Source organism: Micromonospora sp. AKA38, from assembly GCF_027925725.1.
Lineage (GTDB): Bacteria > Actinomycetota > Actinomycetes > Mycobacteriales > Micromonosporaceae > Micromonospora.
The window spans coordinates 1092479-1109126 of record NZ_BNEI01000005.1; the positions used below are offsets into that span (position 1 = coordinate 1092479).

At 74.2% G+C, this 16648-nt stretch carries 23 protein-coding genes; 13 read left to right on the plus strand and 10 right to left on the minus strand.

The annotated features are described in order from the left end of the window. Nucleotides 1–104 precede the first annotated feature (104 nt). The 4 genes from TPA0908_RS22335 (at nt 105) to TPA0908_RS22350 (ending at nt 2664) form a co-directional block, all read left to right on the plus strand. On the plus strand, nt 105–323 hold the full coding sequence (locus TPA0908_RS22335) for a hypothetical protein (protein ID WP_281940905.1): 219 nt from the start codon (nt 105–107) through the stop codon (nt 321–323). Between the two features lie 36 nt (nt 324–359). Beyond that, nucleotides 360–1442, plus strand: coding sequence for an NYN domain-containing protein (locus TPA0908_RS22340; protein ID WP_281940907.1), 1083 nt, complete (start codon nt 360–362; stop codon nt 1440–1442). A gap of 14 nt (nt 1443–1456) precedes the next feature. Then, nucleotides 1457–1930: a molybdenum cofactor biosysynthesis protein gene (locus TPA0908_RS22345; RefSeq protein WP_281940909.1), complete on the plus strand. Its 474-nt coding sequence runs from the start codon at nt 1457–1459 to the stop codon at nt 1928–1930. 167 nt (nt 1931–2097) lie between these two features. Beyond that, nucleotides 2098–2664 carry a sigma-70 family RNA polymerase sigma factor gene (locus tag TPA0908_RS22350; RefSeq protein WP_281940911.1) on the plus strand — a complete coding sequence of 189 codons (567 nt, stop codon included), beginning with the start codon at nt 2098–2100 and terminating at the stop codon, nt 2662–2664. A 102-nt stretch (nt 2665–2766) separates the two neighbouring features. On the opposite strand, the gene TPA0908_RS22355 is transcribed toward TPA0908_RS22350, so the two are convergent. Further along, nucleotides 2767–3504: a zf-HC2 domain-containing protein gene (locus tag TPA0908_RS22355; RefSeq protein ID WP_281940913.1), complete on the minus strand. Its 738-nt coding sequence runs from the start codon at nt 3502–3504 to the stop codon at nt 2767–2769. A 126-nt stretch (nt 3505–3630) separates the two neighbouring features. Between TPA0908_RS22355 and TPA0908_RS22360 the strand changes: the two genes are divergently transcribed. Beyond that, nucleotides 3631–4092, plus strand: a complete 462-nt coding sequence (locus TPA0908_RS22360) for a hypothetical protein (RefSeq protein ID WP_281940916.1) — start codon at nt 3631–3633, stop codon at nt 4090–4092. Nucleotide 4093: 1 nt separating this feature from the next. Here TPA0908_RS22360 and TPA0908_RS22365 read toward each other — a convergent pair whose 3' ends face one another. Together TPA0908_RS22365 and TPA0908_RS22370 are read right to left on the minus strand one after the other, a co-directional pair. Next, nucleotides 4094–4372: a hypothetical protein gene (locus TPA0908_RS22365; RefSeq protein WP_281940918.1), complete on the minus strand. Its 279-nt coding sequence runs from the start codon at nt 4370–4372 to the stop codon at nt 4094–4096. Further along, nucleotides 4369–4752, minus strand: a complete 384-nt coding sequence (locus tag TPA0908_RS22370) for a hypothetical protein (protein ID WP_281940920.1) — start codon at nt 4750–4752, stop codon at nt 4369–4371. The genes TPA0908_RS22365 and TPA0908_RS22370 overlap by 4 nt, the downstream gene beginning before the upstream one ends. 180 nt (nt 4753–4932) lie before the next feature. On the opposite strand from TPA0908_RS22370, the gene TPA0908_RS22375 reads away from it, so the two are divergent. The 5 genes from TPA0908_RS22375 to TPA0908_RS22395 all read left to right on the plus strand — a co-directional run bounded on the left by TPA0908_RS22375 (nt 4933) and on the right by TPA0908_RS22395 (nt 7689). Then, the gene (locus TPA0908_RS22375; protein WP_281940922.1) at nt 4933–5739 is read left to right on the plus strand and encodes a helix-turn-helix domain-containing protein; all 807 of its coding nucleotides are present in this window, start codon (nt 4933–4935) and stop codon (nt 5737–5739) included. Continuing rightward, on the plus strand, nt 5726–5917 hold the full coding sequence (locus tag TPA0908_RS22380) for a DUF397 domain-containing protein (RefSeq protein WP_281940924.1): 192 nt from the start codon (nt 5726–5728) through the stop codon (nt 5915–5917). The genes TPA0908_RS22375 and TPA0908_RS22380 overlap by 14 nt, the downstream gene beginning before the upstream one ends. A gap of 206 nt (nt 5918–6123) precedes the next feature. After that, nucleotides 6124–6756 carry a dihydrofolate reductase family protein gene (locus TPA0908_RS22385; protein ID WP_281940926.1) on the plus strand — a complete coding sequence of 211 codons (633 nt, stop codon included), beginning with the start codon at nt 6124–6126 and terminating at the stop codon, nt 6754–6756. A gap of 153 nt (nt 6757–6909) precedes the next feature. Continuing rightward, the gene (locus TPA0908_RS22390) at nt 6910–7299 is read left to right on the plus strand and encodes a VOC family protein (RefSeq protein ID WP_281940928.1); all 390 of its coding nucleotides are present in this window, start codon (nt 6910–6912) and stop codon (nt 7297–7299) included. A 9-nt stretch (nt 7300–7308) separates the two neighbouring features. Then, on the plus strand, nt 7309–7689 hold the full coding sequence (locus TPA0908_RS22395) for a VOC family protein (protein WP_281940930.1): 381 nt from the start codon (nt 7309–7311) through the stop codon (nt 7687–7689). Nucleotide 7690: 1 nt separating this feature from the next. On the opposite strand, the gene TPA0908_RS22400 is transcribed toward TPA0908_RS22395, so the two are convergent. The 5 genes from TPA0908_RS22400 to TPA0908_RS22420 all read right to left on the minus strand — a co-directional run bounded on the left by TPA0908_RS22400 (nt 7691) and on the right by TPA0908_RS22420 (nt 10845). After that, the gene (locus TPA0908_RS22400) at nt 7691–8482 is read right to left on the minus strand and encodes a shikimate dehydrogenase family protein (protein ID WP_281940932.1); all 792 of its coding nucleotides are present in this window, start codon (nt 8480–8482) and stop codon (nt 7691–7693) included. Beyond that, the gene (locus TPA0908_RS22405; protein ID WP_281940934.1) at nt 8479–9051 is read right to left on the minus strand and encodes an NADPH-dependent FMN reductase; all 573 of its coding nucleotides are present in this window, start codon (nt 9049–9051) and stop codon (nt 8479–8481) included. Before TPA0908_RS22405 ends, TPA0908_RS22400 begins: the two co-directional genes overlap by 4 nt. Further along, nucleotides 9048–9989: an ROK family protein gene (locus TPA0908_RS22410; protein ID WP_281940936.1), complete on the minus strand. Its 942-nt coding sequence runs from the start codon at nt 9987–9989 to the stop codon at nt 9048–9050. The genes TPA0908_RS22405 and TPA0908_RS22410 overlap by 4 nt, the downstream gene beginning before the upstream one ends. Before the next feature lie 7 nt (nt 9990–9996). Next, the gene (locus tag TPA0908_RS22415) at nt 9997–10350 is read right to left on the minus strand and encodes a DoxX family protein (RefSeq protein ID WP_281940938.1); all 354 of its coding nucleotides are present in this window, start codon (nt 10348–10350) and stop codon (nt 9997–9999) included. A gap of 63 nt (nt 10351–10413) precedes the next feature. After that, nucleotides 10414–10845, minus strand: coding sequence for a type II 3-dehydroquinate dehydratase (locus TPA0908_RS22420; RefSeq protein ID WP_107161134.1), 432 nt, complete (start codon nt 10843–10845; stop codon nt 10414–10416). Between the two features lie 183 nt (nt 10846–11028). On the opposite strand from TPA0908_RS22420, the gene TPA0908_RS22425 reads away from it, so the two are divergent. The 3 genes from TPA0908_RS22425 to TPA0908_RS22435 are packed head-to-tail and all read left to right on the plus strand — an operon-like array spanning nt 11029 to nt 14067. After that, nucleotides 11029–12186: a DegT/DnrJ/EryC1/StrS family aminotransferase gene (locus TPA0908_RS22425; protein ID WP_281940941.1), complete on the plus strand. Its 1158-nt coding sequence runs from the start codon at nt 11029–11031 to the stop codon at nt 12184–12186. Continuing rightward, nucleotides 12183–13304, plus strand: coding sequence for a Gfo/Idh/MocA family protein (locus TPA0908_RS22430; RefSeq protein WP_281940943.1), 1122 nt, complete (start codon nt 12183–12185; stop codon nt 13302–13304). The genes TPA0908_RS22425 and TPA0908_RS22430 overlap by 4 nt, the downstream gene beginning before the upstream one ends. Before the next feature lie 34 nt (nt 13305–13338). Next, a complete protein-coding gene (locus TPA0908_RS22435; RefSeq protein WP_281940944.1) occupies nt 13339–14067 on the plus strand; it encodes an HAD-IA family hydrolase in 729 nt (242 codons plus the stop codon). Between the two features lie 696 nt (nt 14068–14763). On the opposite strand, the gene TPA0908_RS22440 is transcribed toward TPA0908_RS22435, so the two are convergent. Together TPA0908_RS22440 and TPA0908_RS22445 are read right to left on the minus strand one after the other, a co-directional pair. Next, a complete protein-coding gene (locus tag TPA0908_RS22440; RefSeq protein WP_281940946.1) occupies nt 14764–15792 on the minus strand; it encodes a 3-dehydroquinate synthase family protein in 1029 nt (342 codons plus the stop codon). Continuing rightward, nucleotides 15789–16565: a hypothetical protein gene (locus TPA0908_RS22445; RefSeq protein WP_281940949.1), complete on the minus strand. Its 777-nt coding sequence runs from the start codon at nt 16563–16565 to the stop codon at nt 15789–15791. Before TPA0908_RS22445 ends, TPA0908_RS22440 begins: the two co-directional genes overlap by 4 nt. Nucleotides 16566–16648 lie beyond the last annotated feature (83 nt).

Genomic DNA, 16648 nt, shown 5'->3' on the forward strand with positions numbered 1-16648 from the left:
GGCGGCCGGCCCCCACGGTCCTTCCGGGCGATTCCGGATCCGCCACCGGCGGGCCGGGCAGCACCTAGGCTCGAACCGGGAGAGCCGGGGGAGAGGCGGGCGGGGTGAGCGCAGGCGGCGGGGAGCGGCGGCGTACGCGGCTGCTGCTGGCGGGCCTGCTGGCCGTGGTCGGGCTGATCCTGCTGCTGCTCGGCCTCACCGTCGCCAACGGCACGGTCGCCGGGGTCGAGGTGGTGCTCGCGCTGGCGCTCCTGGTGGCCAGCTACGCCATCCAGCGCGTCGCCCGCCGGGAGATCATCTACCGCGACGAGCGGCGGCGCTGACCGGCGCGCCGGTCCGACCCCGCTAGGCTGGCCGACGTGGATCAGGAAGACCGAATCGCGCTGTTCCTCGACTACGAGAACCTGGCGCTGGGCGTACGAGACCATCACGGCGGTCGGCCGTTCGACCTTCGTCCGATCGCCGACGCCCTGGCCGAACGCGGCCGGGTGGTGGTGCGCCGGGCGTACGCCGACTGGTCGTACTTCGACGAGGACCGGCGGATGCTGACCCGGTCGCACGTCGAGCTGATCGAGATCCCGCAGCGGATGGGCTTCTCCCGCAAGAACGCCGCCGACATCAAGATGGCCGTGGACGCGGTCGAGTTGGCCTTCGAGCGGGGCTACATCTCGACGTTCGTGATCTGCACCGGGGACAGCGACTTCACCCCGCTCGTGCACAAGTTGCGGGAGCTGAACAAGCGGGTGATCGGCGTCGGGGTGGAGAAGTCGACCTCCGCGTTGCTGCCGCCGGCCTGTGACGAGTTCCTCTACTACGACCGCCTCGAAGGGGTGGACGTGCCGCCGCCCGCCGCCCGCCGCGCGCGCCCGAACCGGTCGGGCGGGCCGACGGTGGCGGAGCCGCCGCCCGAACCGGTGGTGGAGACCGCGCCGGGTGAGGAGGAGTCGCCGCGCGACGTCGACACGCTCGCCGTCCTGCTGGTGCAGACCGTGGCCGGCATGCAGGGCAGCGGCGGTGGCGAGGTGACCGCGTCCGGCCTGAAACGCGCGCTGCTCCGCAAGGACCCGACGTTCAGCGAGTCCAACTACGGCTTCCGCACGTTCGGGGAACTGCTGCGGCACCTGGCCGGGTCGAACGTGGTGGAGTTGGCCGCCGGCCCGGCCAAGGGCGACCCGGAGGTGTCACTGCCCGAGCGGGGCGACCGGGAGGTCACGTTCGGGCTGCTCCGCGCCGTGGTGGCGGACCTCGCCGGCGAGGGCGGCGCGGTGGCGCTCTCCGGCCTGAAGGACCAGCTCCGGCGCGCCCGGCCGGACTTCAGCGAGAAGAAGCTCGGGTACCGCAGCTTCCTCCAGTTCTGCAAGGCGGCTGCGACCGACGGCGTGGTGGAGCTGCGGTGGAGCCCGGACGACGGCGACTACCTGCTCACCCCGCAGTCCTCCTGAGCGCGGTCGTCGCCGTGCCGCACATCGTCCAGTTGCTGGCCTCGCCGGTGCACCGCTACGTGGGCCGGCCGGCGGACGGGCCGGCTCCGGCGCCGCCCGGTGAGCTGGTCGACCAGGTGCGGCTCCGCGCCGGGCTGGGCATCGTGGGGGACCGCTACTTCGGTCGGCCGGCGCACCGCGCCGCCAGCGTCACGCTGATCGCGCAGGAGTCGCTGCCGGCCGGCGCCGATCTCACCCAGCTCCGGCGCAACGTGCTGACCAGCGGCATCGCGGTGGACGAGCTGGTCGGGCGGGTACTCACCCTGGACTCCGGCGACGGGCCGGTCAGCCTGCGGGTGCACCGGGCCGCACCGCCGTGCGCCTGGCTGGACGTGGTGGTCGCGCCCGGCACATGGAAGGCGCTGCGCGGCCGGGGCGGTGTCCGCTGCGCCCCGCTGACCGATGGCGTCCTGCGGGTCGGCCCGGTCGCGGTCTCCCTCGCCGACTGACCGCCGGCGCTCGGGAACTTTTCCCGTCCTCCGGCCGACCAATATCGGGCCACCCCGATCGTCGCGGTCGGTGGCCAGGTGACGGAGAGGACGCCAGGGATGAACCGAGCGAGCCCCGCATCCGTACCGTCCGGCATGACCGGGCCGGGCCGGCGGATGGGTTCGGGATGAGCCCGGACGCCGACGACGATCAGGTGACCCGGTGGGCGCACCGGGCCGGCCGGGGTGACCAGCAGGCCGCCGCCGCGTTCGTCCGCGCGCTCCAGGGACCGGTGTGGCGGTTCCTGGTCCACCTGGCCGGGCCGGCCGACGCCGAGGACCTCGCCCAGGAGACGTTCCTGCGCGCGCTGCGCAGCCTGCCCGGGTTCGCCGGCCGCTCCTCGGCCCGGACCTGGATCTTCACCATCGCCCGCCGGGTGGCCGTGGACCACGTACGGGCCGCGACCGCCCGCCCCCGGGTGGCCGCGCTGCCCGACTGGCAGACCGCCGCCGAGGCGGCCGGGGCGGTGACCGCCGGCGGGGACGACGGGGTGGCGCTGCGCGGACTCATCGCCGGGCTCGCCCCGGACCGCCGGGAGGCGTTCGTCGCCACCCAGGTGCTCGGCCTCTCCTACGCCGAGGCGGCCGAGGTGTGCGGCTGCCCGGTCGGCACGATCCGGTCGCGGGTCGCCCGCGCCCGCGAGGACCTGGTCGCCGCCTGGGCCGGGGACACCCGCGGTCGCCGCGCCCGCTGAGCCACCCGGGCGACGACAGGCCGAACGCGGTGGCGCCGGCCGGCCCGGGTGACCGGCCGGGCGCGCGCCGGCCGGTGCGGGGTACGGCGGGCCGCTCGCGGGTCAGGCGGCGCGGCGGTCGCGGGCCTGCGCGGGGTACGGGCCGGGCGGCACCAGCCGCAGCGGCGTCGGCGCGGCCGGCTCCTCGGCACGCAGCGTCCAGCGCGAGCCGGTCGACCGACCCCGTCCGGGCGGCGTGTCCCCGGGACGCCACCAGGGCCGGGACAGCACCAGCATCACCGCCCAGCCGACCAGCAGGAAGCCGTGACTGACCAGCCGGGTCATCGCCACCTGCCCGGTGATCAGGTCGTTCACCGACAGCAGCACCAGCGTGGCGACGAACGCGCTGAGCATCGGCAACAGGCCGGACGGGGTGGACCGGCGCACCGCCACGTAGAGGAAACCGGCGCCCACCGCCACGTTCCACGCCGCCGACTCGTGCCACAGGTGCTGGCCGGAGGCGTGCGCGTGGGCGACCACCGCCTCCCGGCCGATCTGCGCCAGGCCCAGCACCAACTGCACCGCGCCGAGCAGACCGAGCGCCGCGCGGAGCCCGAGCGCCACCCGCCGGCGTCGGCTCGGCCGGGGCGGCGGCGCGGCGGCCAGCACGGACGCCACCAGATCGGGCACCTGCGGGGCGAGCTGGGTACGGGCCCGGCGGGTGACCGCCGCCGCGGAGTCGAACCAGCCCCGGCAGCCGGCGCAGCCGGCCAGGTGCGCCTCGGCCGCCTCGCTCTCCGACCGGGACGCCTCACCGTCCAGCTCGGCCGACAGGATCTCCCGCCACTGCTCACACGCCATGTAGGGATAGTCGTCCGGACCGCCCGCCTGGTTCCCGGCGGGGTGCCGATCACGTGGTTGACCACCCGAGCTGGGCGCGGGTCAGCGGCCCGGGCCATGGGGCAGGGGAGGAGCTAGCCTGAGCCGGTGACCTTCGACGGCACGCTCACCCGCATCAACGATGGCGTGCAGTTGCACCATCAGCACGGCCGGCGGGAGGTCGCCCGCGACCTGTTCGAGCAGGTTTGGCACGAGATCGGTGAGGAGCGGGGCGACCCGCTGCACGTCTGCGTCCTCGCGCACGCGATGGCCGATGTGCAGGACGACACCCGCCAGGAACTCTTGTGGGACCAGCGGGCACTGGCGGCGGCCGACCAGCTCACCGACGCCCGGGTGGCGGAGGCCGGGGTGCCGCTGTCGGTGGCCGGCCTGTACCCGTCGCTGCATCTCAGCCTCGCCGACTGCCACCGTAGGCTCGGTGACCTCGACCGGGCCCGCGAGCATCTCCGGCTCGCCGAGGCGGGGATCGACGCGCTCGGCGACGACGACTACGGCAGGCTGATCCGGGACGGCCTCGACCGGCTGACGCAGCAGCTCAACCCCGGGTAGGTTAGTCGGGCAACCGCGCGACGCGACGCGAGCGGTCGAGCCACGCCAGGAAACGGTCCCAGAGGACGGCCGGCTCCGGCGCGTCGTCGGGATTCAGCGCGTACAGGTCGCGGACCGCGTCGTGCAGCGTCACCGCCAGGTAGACGGCCAACCCGACCAGGTCACCGTCGTAGTCGCGAAGCAGCGCGGCCCGCGCCGGTGGGCAAGGCCAGGGCTGCCCGTCGACGCGGCAGAGCCACACCGGGCGTACGGGGTGGTGCGGCTGTCCGCTGTCGCTCACCGCAACCTCAGCGCCACGGCGCGGGCCTCCTGATCGGTGAGCGGCAGGAACCACAGGAAGCGACGCACGATCGCGACCGGGTCCGGGCCGTCGACCCGCCCACGCAGGTCGCGGATGGCGTGGCGGGTGATCCGGGAGAACTCGGGGAGCAGCTCCGCCCGCCGCGCCGCACCGGTCGGCGCGGACCGCAGCGTCGGGCAGGGCCAGTCCCGCCCGCACTCGTCGCACACCCAGGCGGGGCCGCAGGCGCGGTGGGCGGACAGCCACCCCGGCCGCGCGCTGTTCGTCGCGGGCCGGCCGGTGCAGCGGTACGGCGACCCGGGCGGCCCGAACCGCCGGGCCGCCGGTCCACGGTGCCGTCTCGACTTCTCCTCGGCCACGCGCACTCCTCAGGTCGCCGGTGGGATCGGGCCGGGTGGTTCCCGCGCGATCCGGATGGTGACACTCTGCGGTGGAGGCACTACGGTCGGAAGGGGGTTGCCCAGTCCGTCAGGGGCTGGGAGAACCGCTCGGTTCATGCGTGGCCCCGGGCAGTCGATCTCTGGTTTGGAGCACGCTGAATGGCTGAGGTGCCGGGACCTCTCGCGGGTTTCATCGTTACCGAGATCCGGCGTGCCCGGGGCGCGGCGGGCCTGACGCAGGAGGCGTTCGGCAAGCACGCCGGGTTCAGCGCGTCGCACGTCAGCGCCGTCGAGGGCCGAACCCGGGCGTTGACCGTCGACTTCATCCGGGGCACGGACCGGGCCCTGCGCAACGGCGGGCTCTTCGAGCGGCTGGCGGCCGAGTTGGGCACGCCGTCGTGGTTCCGACCGTGGCTCGACGCCGAACGCGGCGCGACCCAACTCCGCTACTTCGAGCCCACCCTGATCCCCGGCCTCCTCCAGACCGAGGCATACGCGCGCGGCGTGCTCCGCACTGTCGACAGCCTCACCGACGCGGAGGTGGAGCAGCGGGTGTCGGCGCGGATGGACCGCCAGAACATCCTGACCGGAGAGCGTCCCCCGCAGTTCGTCGCGGTGATCGACGAGGGCGCGTTGCGGCGTGGCGGCGACGGTCTCGGAGGGATCATGCCGCAACAGATCGCCCACCTGATCGCGCTCGCTGAGCGACCACACGTGCACATCCACGTCATCCCGTGGGACAGCGGACTGCACGTCGGACTGTCCGGGCCGTTCGCGCTGGCGCGGTCGGCTGACGGGCTATGGGTGGGGCACCTGGAGAGCCAACTCGGCGGCGACGTGGTCGACAAGGACGACGAGGTGGCTACGCTTCAGGCGAGGTGGGAGAGCGTGCGGAACGAAGCTCTGCCGCGCCGGCAGTCCATCGGTCTACTGAAGGAAGTGGAGAACCAGCATGGACCTCAGTGACGCCCGGTGGCGGACGTCCACCCGTAGCGGGGCGAGCGGCGGCAACTGCGTCGAGGTGGCCGACAACCTGCCCGACGTCGTCGGCGTACGTGACTCGAAGGACCGGTCCGGTCCGGTGCTCGTGTTCGGCCCGACGATGTGGCGGGCGTTCGTCGCCCAGCTTCCCGAACGACGGTAACCCGGCCGCCGCACGGAGATCGTGACGCCGCGTACAGGAACCCGCCCAAGATCCGCCGTGGGTGGAACACCATGGCTGTCTCCGACCCGGTATGACAGCCATGGTGTTCCACCGGCCGCTTTCCCGGTCACCGGCAGCGATGAGTTCGGCGAGGGGCACCGGTCTACCTCCCCGACCGAGATGACCAGACGACCGGAGCACGCGCCATGGGACTGATCCACATCGAGCTGTTCGCCACCCTCGACCTCGTCGGGCAGTCGCCCGGCGGTCCCGAGGAGGACCCGGTGGGGTTCCCGTTCGGCGGCTGGCAGGCGCCGCTGCTGGACGAGACCACCGGCGCGCAGGTGACGGCCGCGTACCAGGGCACGGACGCGCTGTTGCTCGGCCGGCGGACGTACGACATCTTCGCCGCCTACTGGCCGCACCAGGAGGGCGGCGAGGACAACGAGATCGCCACGCTGTTCAACCGGGTCCCGAAGTACGTGGCCTCCCGTGGCCGGCCCGACCTGTCGTGGCAGGGGTCCACGGTGCTCGGCCCGGACCTGGCGACGGCGGTACGCGAGGTCCGGGACCGGCACGAGCACGTGAAGGTCGTGGGCAGCCTGAACCTGGTGCAGACGCTGCTGCGCGAGAAGCTGTTCGACCGGATCGACCTCTGGGTGCACCCGATCGTGCTGGGCGTCGGCAAGAAGGTGTTCGACGGTGGCGCGGTGCCCACCAACGTCACGCTCCTCGAACCGCCGGTCGCCAACCGGAAGGGCACCGTCTATCTGCGCTACGGGCTCGCCGACGGCACACCGGGCACGGGCGACATGACCGCGCCCGGCCGCGACGACTGATCCCGGGTCGACGGCGGCCGGCCAGGGTGGCACCCACCACGGAGATCACCCCGAGCAGTTGCGGCCCGGCCAGCAGTTCGCCGAGGAACAGCGCGCCCCCGTCCGGGGAAACGGGGTTGGCGTCCGGTGCGGTCGTGCGGAAGGCTGGCGCGCATGGTTTCGGTTCTCCAGAACGTGGCGATCGACTGTGCGGACGCCTACGCGCTGGCCCGGTTCTGGAGCGACGTGACCGGCCGTCCGCTGCATCCGGAGTCCCGGCCGGGTGACCCGGAGACCCAGGTGCTGCTGGCCGAGGGTCCGGTCCTGCACTTCAACCAGGTGCCCGAGCCCAAGCGGGGCAAGAACCGCCTTCATCTGTGCCTGCGTCCGGAGACGTCGCGCGACGAGGAGGTGGCCCGGCTGCTGGCGCTCGGCGCCACCTTCGTCGCCGACCACCGGAATCCGGACGGTTCCGGCTGGGCGGTCCTCGCCGACCCGGAGGGCAACGAGTTCTGCGTGCTGCGCAGCGTGTCCGACCGGGCCGCGACGGGTGCGGGGGAGTAGGTTTCGATCATGGCCTGTCGGATCAGCGAACTCGTGCTCGACTGCCGTGACCCCGAGGCGCTGGCGCGGTTCTGGTGCGAGGTCCTCGACTTCGTGGTGCTCGACCGCGAGGGCGACGGGAGCATCGAGATCGGGCCGCGCGACGGGTTCGGCGGCCCGCAGCCGACGATCATCCTCAGCCCCACGGCCGAGCCGGAGCGGGCGAAACCCCGCCTGCACATCGACGTCAACGCCACCGACCGCGACCAGGACGCCGAACTCGACCGCCTGCTGAAGCTCGGCGCCCGTCCGGCCGACGTCGGCCAGACCGGCGAGGAGTCCTGGCACGTGCTCGCCGACCCCGAGGGCAACGAGTTCTGCCTGCTCAAAAGGCGTCTCGCGCCGCTGTGACTCAGAGGCCGAAGAAGTCGAGGTAGCCGTCGATCTGGTGGGTCAGCATGGGCTCACCGGGATGCGCGGGCAGGCCCCGGTCGCGGGCGGCGCGCAGCAGCGTCGTCTCCGCCGGGGTCATGATGATGTCCGCGACCACCGCTCGCGCCGGCAGCTCCGACACCGGGAACGGCGGCGGGTCGGTCGGGCGCAGCCCCACCGGCGTCGCGTTGACCGCGAGGTCGGCGTCGGCGAGTCGCGGCCGGGACGCCGCATCGACCCGGCCGGGGTACGCGGCCGACAGCCGCCCGCCGAGCGCGGCCAGCCGGGCCGGGTCGGTGTCGGCCAGGTGCAGCGCGGCCACCCCGGCGTCGAGCAGCGCCACCGCGATGGCGCTGCCCGCGCCGCCGGCGCCCACCACGCAGACCCGCCGTCCGCGCGGGTCGTGTCCGGCCGCGACCAGTCCGCGGACGAACCCGTCGCCGTCGAACGTGTCCGCCGACCAGGTGCCGTCCGCCTCGCGGCGCAACGCGTTGACGCTGCCGGCCCGCCGGGCCCGGTCGGTGGCCCGGTCGGCGAGGTCGAGCAGGGCCGCCTTGTGCGGCACGGTCACCAGCATGCCGTGCAGGTTGGCCACCTGCCGCAGCCCGGCCACCACCTCCGGCAGCGCGGCGGCGGGCACGTGCACCGGCACCAGCACCGCGTCCGCGCCGCGCCGGGCCAGCACCGGGTTGAGCAGGCCGGGCGCGCGTACCTGCGCGATCGGGTCGCCGAGCAGCGCGTAGAGGCGGGTGGCGCCGCCGATCGCGATCATCGCACCGGTTGCGGGCGGCGCAGCGTCCGCAGCGCGCCCGCCCACGCCACCACCTCGTCGAGCATGGTGCCGACCGCCTCCCGCTGGTGCGGGCCGGGGCGGAAGTCGCGGAACGCCACGAAGTCGGTGTGCAGGGAGAGCGCCACCTGGGAGCGGACCACCGGCACCGACACCTGCCCGAGCACCAGCCGTAGGTGCTCGGCGGCCCGGGTGCCGCCGTGCGCCCCGTAGCCGACCAGCCCGGCCGGCTTGTGGTGCCACTCCTGGTAGAGCACGTCGATCGCGTCCTTGAGCACGCCCGGGATCGAGTGGTTGTACTCCGGGGTGACGAAGACGAACGCGTCCAGCGCGCCGACGACCGCGCCCCACCGGCGGATCGCCGGTCGGCTCGACGGCGCCATCGACGGGGGCAGCGGCTCGGCGAAGTGGGGCAGCGGATGGTCCGCCAGGTCGACGAGTTCCGCGTCGACGTCCGGCCGCGCGGCGGCGATGTCGCACACCCAGCGCGCCACCGCGTCGGCCTTGCGGCCGGGGCGGGTGCTGCCGGCGACGACCCCGATCCTGATCATTGGCTGTTCTCCCTTGGTCGAGCCCCGGTCCCGGGCGGGACCGGGACGCCCGCGAGGTCGCGGGCGAGGTGGAGCGCGCCGTGCAGCGAGGAGAGCCCGCCGAGCGCGGCGGCGACGACGCGGGGGGCGGGCCGCCCCGGACGGCCGACGGTGAGGTGCCCGACCAGCGGCACGAAACCGGGCAGGCCGGTGGCGAACCCGCCGCCGACGATCGCCAGGTCGGCGGCGAGCAGCTCGCCGAGGCTCACCACCGCGGCGGCCAGCGCGGCGCAGGCCGGCTCGATCGCCGCCACCGCCCACGGCCGGCCGTCGTCCAGCCCGGCGCGCAGCCGGTGGTGGTCGACCGGCCCGCCGCGTAGCCGGGCGGCGCGGCGCAGCGTGGCCGGCCCGGACGCGACCGCCTGGAGGCAGCCGGATCGGCCACAGTCGCACCGGTCCCCACCCAGGTCGACCACCATGTGCCCGACCTCGGCGGACGCGCCGGCCGGGGCGTTGCGCCCGCCGAGCACGATCCCGCCGCCGACACCGGTGCCGACCCCGAGATAGAGCACGTCGGCGCGGCCCGCGTGCCGGGCCTCGGCCAGCGCCGCCAGGTCGCCGTCGTCGGCGTACCCGGTCGGGGTGTCGGGGAACAGGCGACGCAGCGCGCCGGCCAGGTCCAGGCCGACCCAGCTCGGCCGGCCGGGCCAGGCCACGACCGCGCCGGCCCGGTCGACGGTCGCCGGCATGGCCACGCCGACCGCGTCGACCGGGCCGAAGCCGGCGCGCAGCGCGGCCACCTCGGCGGCCAGCACGGCCAGGTCGGCGGCCGGGTCCGCGCCGGCCGGCCAGGTGACGATCCGTTCGTACGCGGGCCGGCCGGCCGCCTCGGCGCGCAGCGCGACCTTGGTGCCCCCGACGTCGACGCCCAGCAGCGTGGCGTCCGGCCCGCCCGTCACGCCGGCCTCAGTGCGCCAGCAGGTGCAGGAACGCCAGCGCGGCCGAGGCGAACGCGAAGAACAGCGGCACCATGATGACCTTGCCGTCGTCCTTGGCGCGCAGGTGGTAGGCCACGGCGGCGATCAGCAGCACGGTGATCGCCACCGCGGCGACCACGCCGAGCTGCCAGAACTTCAGGCCCAGCAGCAGCCCGGCGACGCCGGCCAGCTCCAGCAGGCCGATGACGCGGGTCAGCCCGGCGGAGACGCCGAGGTGCGACATCCGCTCGCGCATCTGCGCGTTGCCGGTGAGCTTCTGCACGGCCAGCGGAATCAGGATGATGGCCAGCAGGATGGTGAGAACGATGATCGCGACGGTCACGGGGTTCCTCGGGGGTCGGGTCGCCGCGGCGGACGACCGGTACGGGTGCGACGGGGTGGACGGTCAGGGCACGGTCGCGACGAGCGCGCGGGCCGCCAGCCGGTAGCCGAGCGCACCGAGGCCCACGATCACCCCCGAGGCCAGCGGGGCGAGCACCGAGTCGTGCCGGAAACTCTCCCGGGCCCACACGTTGGACAGGTGGACCTCCAGCCACGGATGGGGATAGTTGGCCAGCGCGTCGCGCAGGCTCCAACCGGCGATCATCAACGCGCCCGGGTTCACGATCGCGCCCACCGTCTCATAACTGTCCTGGATGGTACGGATCATCTCGCCCTCGCAGTCGTGCTGCCTCGCGACGACCCGCCACCCCCGTCCGGCGACCTCCTCGCCGACCGCCCGCTCGATGTCCGCCACCGTGTCGGTGCCGTAGATCTCCGGTTCCCGTTTGCCGAGGATGCCCAGGTTCGGGCCGTTGAGCAGGAGCACCTCGGGCACGTTGCACCTCACCGGAATCGGACGACGACAGGTCCTCGGAGTATCGACCCCGTCCCCGGTGCGGACCCCCGCCGGCAGGGGGCGGTTAGGGGCGGCTAGGGGCCGTTAGGGGAGGTCAGCGCCGTGCCGGCTCGGTTAGCGTCCTGCCGGGCCGTTCCAATCTGGATCAGGGAGTGGGACATCATGAGTGATCTGTCGGCACCGGAGTTCCCCGAGTGGCCGCAGTTCGGCGACGAGGAACGGACCGGCCTCATCCGGGCCCTGGAGCAGGGCCAGTGGTGGCGTGTCGGAGGCAACGAGGTCGACACGTTCGAGGCCGAGTTCGCCGCGTACCACGGGTCGTCGCACGCGCTGGCCGTCACCAACGGCACGCACGCGCTGGAGGTGGCGCTGGAGGTCCTGGGCGTCGGACCGGGCACCGAGGTGATCGTCCCGGCCTTCACGTTCATCTCGTCGTCGCTTGCCGCGCAGCGCCTCGGCGCGGTGGCCGTGCCGGTCGACGTGGACCTGGACACCTACTGTGTCGACCCGGACGCGGTGGCCGCCGCGATCACCGACCGGACCCGGGTGGTGATGCCGGTGCACATGGCCGGGCAGTTCGCCGACATGGACGCGCTCGACAAGATCACCTCCGACGCCGGCGTCGCGTTGCTCCAGGACGCCGCGCACGCGCACGGCGCGCAGTGGCAGGGCAGGCGGGTCGGTGAACTCGGCTCCGTCGCCGCGTTCAGCTTCCAGAACGGCAAGCTGATGACCGCCGGCGAGGGCGGCGCGGTGCTCTTCCCCGACGAGGAGAGCTACGAGAAGGCGTTCCTGGTGCACAGCTGCGGCCGGCCCCGCACCGACCGGGACTACCTGCACCGCACCACCGGCTCGAACTACCGGATGAACGAGTTCAGCGCCGCCGTGCTGCGTGCCCAACTGTCCCGGCTGGACGGTCAGATCGCGGTGCGCGAGCAGCGCTGGCCGCTGCTGGCGAGCCTGCTCGCCGAGATGCCCGGCGTGGTGCCGCAGGGACGCGACCCGCGCGGTGACCGCAACCCGCACTACATGGCCATGTTCCGGATCCCCGGCATCACGTCGAAGCGCCGCCGGGTCGTGGTCGACGAGCTGATCGCCCGGGGCATCCCGGCGTTCGTCGCGTTCCGCGCCATCTACCGCTGTGACGGCTTCTGGCTGGCCGGCGCGCCGGACGAGACCGTCGAGCAGATCGCCGAGCGGTGCCCGAACGTCGAGCAGATCCACGCCGACTGCGTCTGGCTGCACCACCGCACGCTGCTCGGCACCGAGGAGCAGATGCACCAGATCGCCGCCGTGCTCGCCGACGTGCTGGCCGGATGACCGGGCCGCAGCCGGCCGCCGCGCCGGGGCGTACCGTCCGGGTCGCGGTGGCCGGTCTCGGCTGGGCCGGGCGGCAGATCTGGCTGCCCCGGCTCGCCGCGCACCAGCGGTTCACGGTGACCGCCGTGGTCGACCCGGACGCCGCCGCCCGGGACCGGGCCCGCGCCGCGCACGGCGTGCCCGACGCGTACGCCGACGTGGCCGACCTACCCACCGACGCCGCCGACCTGGTGGTGGTGGCGGTCCCCAACCACCTGCACGCCGCCGTGGCGGCCCGGCTGCTGCGCCGGGGCGTACCGGTGTTCCTGGAGAAGCCGGTCTGCCTCACCTCCGCCGAGGCCGACGAGCTGGCCGACGCCGAACGCGCCGGTGGCGCGGTGCTGCTGGCCGGCAGCGCCGCCCGTTACCGCGCCGACGTGCGGGCCCTGCTGCGGGCCGTGGTCGACCTCGGACCGGTCCGGCACGTCGACGTCGCCTGGGTACGCGCCCGGGGCGTGCCCGACGCCGGCGGCTGGTTCACCCGGCGGGACCTCTCCGGCGGCGGCGCGCTCGTCGACCTGGGCTGGCACCTGCTCGACACGGTGCTGCCGCTGCTCGGCCCGGCGCCGATCGCGCACGCGGTGGGCAGCGTCTCCGACGACTTCGTCAACGACGGCGCCGCCCAGGCCGCCTGGCGCGGCACCGCCGGGCCCGGTGGACGCGGCGACGTCGAGGACACCGCCCGCGCGTTCCTGCTCACCGCCGACGGCGCGTCCGCCGCGCTGCACGCCTGCTGGGCGTCGCACGAGGCGACGGACCGCACCACCATCTCCGTGCACGGCACCCACGGCTCGGCGACGCTGCGCTGCACGTTCGGGTTCAGCCCGAACCGGGTCGACGCGCCGGAACTGACCCGTACCCGCGACGGCGAGACCGTCGCGCTGCCGCTGGCCGCCGAGACCATCGGCGCCGAGTACGACCGGCAGCTCGACGCGCTGCCCGGCCTGCTCGCCGACGAGGCCAGCCGGGGCGTGGCCGCCGCCGACGCCCGCCGCACCATCGACGCCATCGAACGCGTCTACCGCTGCGCCCGGCCCACCCCGCCGGTGCCCGCGCTGGCGGGAGCGCGCGACCGGTGAGAACCACCGGGCGACCTCACCTTCGGGAGCAGCCATGAGCCAGCCGCCGTCGACCGTCGGCGCCACCGTCCTCGCCCGGCGTACGGGCCCGATCCGCGCGGTCGTGTTCGACCTCGACGGGGTCGTGGTCGACAGCTCGGCGGTGATGCGTGAGGCGTTCAGCGTCGCGTACGCCGAGGTGGTGGGCGGCGGACCGGCGCCGTTCGAGGAGTACAACAAGCACATGGGACGGTACTTCCCGGACATCATGCGGCTGATGGGGCTGCCGCTGGAGATGGAGGCGCCGTTCGTCCGGGAGAGCTACCGGCTGGCGCACCGGGTGCCGCTGTTCCCCGGCGTCCGCGAGACGCTGGAGGCGCTGCACGAGCGCGGCGTCCGGATGGCGGTCGCCACCGGCAAGAGCGGTCCCCGCGCCCGGTCCCTGCTGGACCTGCTCGGCGTGCTCGCGCTCTTCGACCACGTGATCGGCTCGGACGAGGTGCCGCGGCCGAAGCCGGCGCCGGACATCGTGCTGCGCGCGTTGGAACTGCTCGACATGCCGCCGGGCGTGGCCATGATGGTCGGTGACGCGATCACGGACCTGACCAGCGGCCGGGAGGCCGGCGTGACCACGGTGGCCACCACCTGGCACGGCGGTGACGTGACCGCGCTGCTGGCCGCCGGCCCCGACCTGGTCGCGCACAAGCCGGAGGAGCTGCTCACCCACTGCGCCGCCCGTGATCCATACCAGCTCGGTGAGATGGCGGGGTCCGAGCGCGGTTGACACCGCCAACTCGGCGAGGTGGCGGGCGCTGGCTTGGTAGTAGTCTCCGGGAAACCTGCCAAGCCAGCGTGCCCGGGCTGGTTCAGCCGCCGTCACCCCCTCCCGTGCCCGAGGGGTTCGGAGGTGGTGACACCGGCCGTACGACCTCACCCACCGATGTCGACGGCTGGTCGCTCGTCGGCGGTGGAGTTGGTCGCCCTTCACCGGCAGTGTCGCCAAGGTGCCCTTCCGGCGCCTTGGCCCAGAACTTGATATGGAACGCAAACGGCTGCCACGAGATCTCGAAGGCTCCGCCCGTCTTGGTCGACTTCCTCACGAGGTCGAGCGTCAACAGGAGCAGCCCGGTCGAGATCACGAGGGAAACGACCGCTGCGACCAGTCGCGCGGCGTCTCCCACGGTTGCGTCCCGCTAGCAGTATCTGTTCATTGCGGGGTTCACCCTTCAGCCAGGGACATGCCGGTCCACAGGTCAGTGGCCGGCCGACGATGTCTGCTGGTCTGCCTCCCTCATGCTGACCGCGATCCTCATGCTGACCGCGTCGGCTCTCGCCTATCGGAGGTCTCTTCCACGCCACGTGAGGAACAGCGCCACCGGCCCCGGGATTGCCCTGATGGGCGCTCCGTGCTGACGAGGCCGACGCGAAGGAATACTCCCCTCCTTCGCATCGAAGCTTACTACTGTTCGACGACGTCCGGTCACTGGAGACATGGGGCTGAGACGCTCGTGAGCGCGGCGCGGACCTCGGTCTCCGGCACGTCGGCGACCAGTTCCGGGCCGCTCGCGCCGTCCAGCACGAAGGTCAGGCCGGCGGTGGACTTCTTGTCGCGGCGCATGAACGCGATCAGCTCGTCGTGCGTCACCCCCGGCGGCAGGGCCGTCTCCAGGCCGTAGCCGGCCACCACCTCGTGGTGCTCGGCCACCCGGGCGGGAGTGATCCGACCGAGCCGCCCGGCCAGCCGCCCGGCGAACACCGTGCCCACGCCGACCGCCTCGCCGTGCCGCAGCCGGAAGTCGGTGGCCCGCTCCAACGCGTGACCGAGCGTGTGACCGTAGTTGAGGATGTGCCGCAGCCCGGCGTCGCGCTCGTCCGCGGCGACCACCCGGGCCTTGAGCGCCACGCACGCGGTGATCTGCTCGGTCACCGTCCGGCCGCGCAGGTCGCCGGCGCCGATGAAATGCGCGCGGGCGATCTCGCCGTAGCCGTTGCGCCGCTCCACCTCCGGCAGCGTGCCCAGGTAGTCGGTGTCGCAGAGCACCGCGCGCGGCTGCCAGTAGACGCCGACCAGGTTCTTGCCCTCCGGCAGGTTCACCGCGGTCTTGCCGCCCACGCTGGCGTCCACCTGGGCCAGCAGCGACGTCGGCAGGTGGAGCACCGCCACGCCCCGGTGGTAGAGGCCGGCGGCCAGGCCGACCACGTCGGTGGTGGTGCCGCCGCCGCAGGAGACCACCGCGTCGGCGCGGGTCAACCCGAACTCGGCGAACGCCCGGCACAGCGCCTCCACGGTGGCCAGCGTCTTGTCGTGCTCGCCGTCGCGGGCCGGCACCACCCGGTGCGCCACGCCCGGGTCGGGCGTCCACTCCGGCGGCCGGGCCGACACCACCACGACCCGGCGGGCCCCGATCCGCGCCACCTCCGCGGCCAGCCGGTGCCGCACGCCCGGGCCCACCAGCACCGGGTACGCGCGGTCGCCCAGTGCCACGTCGACCCGTTCCACGACGGTCATCCGACTCTCCCCTGTGGTGCGGCGACGGTGTGCCCGGCCAGCCGCAACGCCAGCGCGGCCAGCGAGTCGACGGCCGGGTCGATGCCCCAGCGACGGTGGCTGAGCTGGGCGTGCTCGGCGATCAGGAAACCGCGCGGCGCGGCCGGATGGTCCTCGGCCACCAGCTCGGTGACCCGGTCCAGGTAGCGCCGCCAGGCCGCCGACACCGGGTCGTCGGCGAGCGGCAGGTCGGCGGCGGCCAGCACGATCTTGTCGGCGCCGGCGTGCGCCTGCGCGGCGAGGTCCCGGCGCTGCGCCCCGGTCAGCTCGCGACTGCGGTCCTGCCAGTGCAGGAACAGGAAGGCCGCCCGGTCGCCGGCCGGCAACAGCCCGCACAGGTGCCGCAGGTGCGCCACCGCGAGCGGCAGCTCCAACCCGGCCAGCCACGGCGGCTCACCGCCGAGCAGGCCCAGCGCCACCTCGCTGCCGGCGTGGGCGAGCGGTCCGCCCCGGGCCGGGTCGCGCACCGCGTACGCCGGGGGCGCCGGCCGGGCCGACGGGCCGAGCCGGTCCCGCGCCAGGTCCAGCGCGGCGGGCCCGGCGTGCAGGCCCAGCCGCAGCCGGGTCGGGCCGGGGGAGTCGAGCCGGTCGAAGAACCAGCAGCCGCCCGGGTCGGCGGCGCGCAGCTCGGACACCAGCCCCGCCAGCACCGTGCCGACCAGCTCGGCCGCCCGCGCGTCGACGCATCCCCCACCGGGCACGGCGAGGTCGGCGAACAACCAGGAGCGTTCCATGGCACCTCGACTGTCGGCGGTGGTACGCGGCGTCCTCGGGGCGTGCCCATCATCACCGCGCCGGCCCGCCGGAGGGCCCGCAC

What these genes read in the sequence shown, in the direction of transcription:
- TPA0908_RS22425 (WP_281940941.1), top strand. Translation starts at nt 11,029, where the DNA reads ATGAGTGATCTGTCGGCACCGGAGTTCCCCGAGTGGCCGCAGTTCGGC.
- TPA0908_RS22400 (WP_281940932.1), bottom strand. Translation starts at nt 8,482, where the DNA reads ATGATCGCGATCGGCGGCGCCACCCGCCTCTACGCGCTGCTCGGCGAC.
- TPA0908_RS22350 (WP_281940911.1), top strand. Translation starts at nt 2,098, where the DNA reads ATGAGCCCGGACGCCGACGACGATCAGGTGACCCGGTGGGCGCACCGG.
- TPA0908_RS22395 (WP_281940930.1), top strand. Translation starts at nt 7,309, where the DNA reads ATGGCCTGTCGGATCAGCGAACTCGTGCTCGACTGCCGTGACCCCGAG.
- TPA0908_RS22405 (WP_281940934.1), bottom strand. Translation starts at nt 9,051, where the DNA reads ATGATCAGGATCGGGGTCGTCGCCGGCAGCACCCGCCCCGGCCGCAAG.
- TPA0908_RS22375 (WP_281940922.1), top strand. Translation starts at nt 4,933, where the DNA reads ATGGCTGAGGTGCCGGGACCTCTCGCGGGTTTCATCGTTACCGAGATC.
- TPA0908_RS22380 (WP_281940924.1), top strand. Translation starts at nt 5,726, where the DNA reads ATGGACCTCAGTGACGCCCGGTGGCGGACGTCCACCCGTAGCGGGGCG.
- TPA0908_RS22355 (WP_281940913.1), bottom strand. Translation starts at nt 3,504, where the DNA reads ATGGCGTGTGAGCAGTGGCGGGAGATCCTGTCGGCCGAGCTGGACGGT.
- TPA0908_RS22430 (WP_281940943.1), top strand. Translation starts at nt 12,183, where the DNA reads ATGACCGGGCCGCAGCCGGCCGCCGCGCCGGGGCGTACCGTCCGGGTC.
- TPA0908_RS22440 (WP_281940946.1), bottom strand. Translation starts at nt 15,792, where the DNA reads ATGACCGTCGTGGAACGGGTCGACGTGGCACTGGGCGACCGCGCGTAC.
- TPA0908_RS22445 (WP_281940949.1), bottom strand. Translation starts at nt 16,565, where the DNA reads ATGGAACGCTCCTGGTTGTTCGCCGACCTCGCCGTGCCCGGTGGGGGA.
- TPA0908_RS22435 (WP_281940944.1), top strand. Translation starts at nt 13,339, where the DNA reads ATGAGCCAGCCGCCGTCGACCGTCGGCGCCACCGTCCTCGCCCGGCGT.
- TPA0908_RS22385 (WP_281940926.1), top strand. Translation starts at nt 6,124, where the DNA reads ATGGGACTGATCCACATCGAGCTGTTCGCCACCCTCGACCTCGTCGGG.
- TPA0908_RS22390 (WP_281940928.1), top strand. Translation starts at nt 6,910, where the DNA reads ATGGTTTCGGTTCTCCAGAACGTGGCGATCGACTGTGCGGACGCCTAC.